Raw genomic sequence first — 4,425 nt, forward strand, 5'->3', positions numbered from 1 at the left:
ATGATGAGGTGCCGGGAGCTTTTGGTGAATGGAATAAACGTATGATTGGTGGAAGCCCCAGAATGCGTTCCCAGATTGAATCTGCACGAATGCTTGAGAATTCTAGTCTGAATTATACACTCCTAAGATTAACTTGGCTTTATAATCAAGCTGATAATACTAAATATTTGATTACGCAAAAAGGAGAACCTTTTAAAGGTGCACAAGTTACTCGCCAAGCAGTAACTCAATTAATAATAGATATTATCCAAGAAAAAAGTGATAAATATCTTCAAGCTAGTCTTGGAGTGGGCGAACCAGATACAGATTGGGCGAAGCCATCATTTTATTAAGATATAAAGATGGAATAGCAGTTGTGTAGGTATCATCCTGCCGTTTATAAATTGTTCAGACATAAAATAAGATCCTCCTTCTTCTTTTCTTCGTGATAGCGCCCTTATAATGCATATCTCTTCATCGCTTAAGTTGCATTGAGAGAATTAGGCAATCATTTGAGAGGAATGGGATACCGGTTGCTTTCTCAGTTGGTGCATAATAGGGATGTGATTAAATAATAGAACCATTTAAGGCAATAATAATGTAAAAAAGGGGAGATCAATCATGCAAAAGCGCTCATTAGGAAAAAGTGGATTAGAAGTTTCTTCTATAGGTCTTGGTTGTATGGGAATGAGTCATGGTTATGGTCCAGCACCAGACAAAAAAGAAATGATTTCTCTAATCCATGCAGCGATTGACCGAGGTGTGAATTTTTTTGATACCGCGGAAGTTTATGGTCCCTATGTGAATGAAGAGCTGGTAGGTGAAGCTCTTGCTCCGTTCAAAGGAGATGTCGTTATTGCTACTAAATTTGGTATTAAAATCGTGGATGGTAAACAGGTGGTTGAAAGCAAGCCGGAGCAGATTAGGCAATCAGTCGAAGGCTCACTCAAACGTCTTAACGTTGAAGCCATTGACCTATACTATCAGCATCGAGTTGATCCTGATGTACCAATTGAAGAGGTAGCTGGAACAGTAAAAGATCTGATACAAGAAGGTAAAGTGAAACATTGGGGGCTTTCTGAGGCAGGTGTGAAGACGATTCGTCGTGCACACTTAGTACATCCACTTACGGCTATCCAGAGTGAATACTCAATGATGTGGAGAAGCCCTGAGGAAGAATTACTGCCTACGCTCCAGGAGCTCGGAATTGGCTTCGTTCCGTTCAGTCCCCTAGGAAAAGGCTTCCTTACCGGAAAGATTGATAAAAATGCAACCTTCGGAAACTCTGACTTCCGTAGTATTGTTCCTCGCTTTACACCTGAGAATCTCGAAGCGAATCAAGTTTTAATTGATCTGATAAATACGATTGCGGGAGGGAAAAACGCAACACCAGCTCAGATATCACTTGCATGGGTACTTGCTCAAAAATCATGGATTGTTCCAATTCCAGGCACACGCAAATTAGATCGTCTTGAAGAAAACCTTGGTGCAGTTGATGTTGAGTTGACGACACAAGAACTAAGTGATTTGAAAGAAGCACTCTCTAAAATTGAGATTTCGGGAGATCGCTATCCATCAGAATATGCAAATAGAGTTGGTAAATAATAGACGAGAATTTAATAGTAAATTCCAATAATAAGTAATGTAAATGAGCGAAAATAAGTGACTTAACAATTAATATAAAAAACAGGAGGAGTTTATATGCAAAAAGTAATTTTAAACAACGGTGTTGAAATGCCTATACTTGGCTTTGGTGTTTTTCAAATGACAGATCCAAAGGAATGTGAACAAGCCGTTTATGACGCCCTTATGGCAGGATATCGTTTAATTGATACGGCTGCGTCTTATCAAAATGAGAAGGAAGTTGGCCAAGCAATCAAACGAAGTGGTGTCCCAAGAGAAGAACTATTTATTACGACAAAACTTTGGGTTCAAGATACTGGTTATGAGAATACAAAGAAAGCATTCGCAAAGTCATTGGAAAGATTACAACTTGACTATATCGATTTGTATTTAATCCATCAGCCATTTGGTGATGTATATGGCTCTTGGCGTGCGATGGAGGAATTATATCATGAGGGTAAGATTAAGGCGATTGGAGTTAGTAACTTCTACGCAGACCGCCTAGTCGATTTAATTACTCATAATGAAGTGGTTCCTGCTGTAAACCAGGTTGAAACACATCCTTTCTGCCAGCAAGTAGAAAGTGCTAAGCTTATGAAGGAAAACAACGTTCAGATTGAGTCTTGGGCACCTTTTGCTGAAGGGAAAAAGGATATCTTCCAAAATGAAATCTTAGTATCAATTGCTGAAAAGCATAATAAATCTGTTGCTCAAGTAATTTTACGTTGGCTGACACAAAGAGGAGTTGTGGTGATTCCGAAGTCTGTTCGCAAGGAAAGAATCGTCGAAAACTTTAATATCTTTGACTTTGAATTAAGCCAAGAGGACATGGAAAAGATTGCGACGTTAGATACAGAAGAGAGCTTGTTCTTCTCACATAGAGATCCTGAAATGGTAAAATGGCTCGGTACCCGTAAACTTGATATTTAATAAAATATCTTAATAAAAAAGAGGACATCAGATTACTTCTGTTGTTCTCTTTTTTATTTCTTCAATTAAACATTTATAAGAATATTAGTTGTAATAATTACATGAGGAAGCTAGTTAACATAAGCATCATTACAGGAAGTTATAAATTAGAAGAGGAGATCATATTTATAATCTCCTCTTTCTCTACATTAAAAATATTTTATTGTTGAATCATCATTATTTTTTTAACACAGGTATCCATATTTCACTTTTAAAAGTCGGTGATGTTACATCTTTATGTTCATTCCATAAAATTTCTGGTCCCTCTACTTGTTCGTAATTTGAAGATGGAAACCATTCGGAATAAATCCGTCCCCATACATCCTGCAATGTGTCAGGAAATGGCCCCACTGCTTCAAATACAGCCCATGTTAAAGCAGGTACTTCAAGTTGTATCAAATTATTAGGACATTCTTTAGTTGTTGCTACACCGATATAGTGGTCAAGCTCTCCTTTTTCCTCCATTCGTCCTTCAGAAAAATTCACGGATGCACTAAGCAGTCCCAGTGGGTTAACATTGGAAAGTTTTTTTAATTTATTTATCGTTTCATTACTTAAGCTTTCCCACATAGCAGCAATCCTTGGGTTAACTCCGTGAAAAATTATAGGCACTCTTTCTTTAATACCGACTATATTAAATGCCTCTTTTTCTTCAATTCGATAGTTCATTTCATTTCCTCCTTTGATTGATAGCTGAAAGGTCATCTTTGGATAGGCTTTAAGTGAATAACCATTCTTTTTGGCTTCTGAAGGGGTTAGACCATGTAGATTTTGAAAAGCTCTTGTAAAAGAATCCGGTGATTTATATCCGTATTTGATCGGAATATCGATGACCTTCATGTTATTATCTTTAAGTTCGAATGCTGCAAGTGTAAGGCGTCTTCGGCGAATATATTCTGACAAAGTAATGCCTGCAAGAAAAGAAAACATCCTTTTAAAATGATACTCAGAGCAAAGAGCCAGCCTTGCTACTTCTCTAAAATCTATATCGTTGGTTAGATTCTCTTCGATATAGCGTAAAGCTCTATTCATATTTCCAAGCAAATCCATTGATATGACCTCCCTTATCATCAGAATACCAGGATTTAAATAGATCTATCCGACATTTCATGCACAATTATGTAGGTTTTTCTCTTCATAAGTTCTTACGAACTTGAGCAAACTACTCATGATGTATAAGATCATCACAACCTTCTAATTATGTTCCGAAAAAAGCTATTGGTCCCTGATGAGCCAATAGCTTTTTTCTATTTTCAAATTGTATAAGATATACAAATTAAGTTTACATAATGTGATTTTATCGGTAGAAGTAAAATATATTTTAGATAAATATGGTAAAATTAAAAAACTAAACTTAGGGGTAAATATGAAAACAGATGATAAGAAAAAACAAATTCAACAAAAATATAAGGAAGAGCTTGAGAATAAGAATGAGTCCAAGCATTATCCTAAGAAGTTGCTCATTTTTGCTGTAATTGTTGTTATCTTTTTTGTTTTTAGCTACTACTTTGGAGTAAGACCTTTTCCAAAAAAAGAAGAACCTGAAATTATCAAACCAATAAGTGAATAAATAAGAGCCTCCTATACAACTAGGAAGCTCTTAATTCATATCAATCATTACTTTAATTTAACATTATTATTGTTTCCTTTTACTTCTTAATAAAACAACGATCCATATTAAAGCAATCGTATTAATTAATTCTAATAAATGGCTAATCCTAGCTAAAAATAAACTAATAACATTCCATAACATTTACTTTTCACAACCTTCTAATCCAAGCTTGATTTGTAACACTTTAAAATGTATGTATCGACTTCTCCCTATGAATACTATATACAACACCAGTTTACATC

At 35.7% G+C, this 4,425-nt stretch carries 5 protein-coding genes; 4 read left to right on the plus strand and 1 reads right to left on the minus strand.

What is annotated here, in order from left to right; translation table 11 throughout:
* From AC1DRF_RS17625 to AC1DRF_RS17635, 3 genes are all read left to right on the plus strand, one after another.
* On the plus strand, positions 1-332 hold a 332-nt coding region (locus tag AC1DRF_RS17625), incomplete at its 5' end, for an NAD(P)H-binding protein (RefSeq protein WP_477741278.1).
* Between the two features lie 268 nt (positions 333-600).
* Positions 601-1,584, plus strand: a complete 984-nt coding sequence (locus AC1DRF_RS17630) for an aldo/keto reductase (protein ID WP_477741279.1) — start codon at positions 601-603, stop codon at positions 1,582-1,584.
* Positions 1,585-1,680: 96 nt separating this feature from the next.
* On the plus strand, positions 1,681-2,532 hold the full coding sequence (locus AC1DRF_RS17635; protein ID WP_477741280.1) for an aldo/keto reductase: 852 nt from the start codon (positions 1,681-1,683) through the stop codon (positions 2,530-2,532).
* Positions 2,533-2,748: 216 nt separating this feature from the next.
* Here the strand turns inward: AC1DRF_RS17635 and AC1DRF_RS17640 are convergent, their stop codons facing one another.
* On the minus strand, positions 2,749-3,621 hold the full coding sequence (locus AC1DRF_RS17640) for an AraC family transcriptional regulator (protein WP_427076907.1): 873 nt from the start codon (positions 3,619-3,621) through the stop codon (positions 2,749-2,751).
* 316 nt (positions 3,622-3,937) lie between these two features.
* On the opposite strand from AC1DRF_RS17640, the gene AC1DRF_RS17645 reads away from it, so the two are divergent.
* Positions 3,938-4,141: a hypothetical protein gene (locus AC1DRF_RS17645; protein WP_427076908.1), complete on the plus strand. Its 204-nt coding sequence runs from the start codon at positions 3,938-3,940 to the stop codon at positions 4,139-4,141.
* The last annotated feature ends 284 nt before the right edge of the window (positions 4,142-4,425 follow it).

The sequence above is a fragment of the Priestia sp. P5_B4 genome (assembly GCF_056400385.1).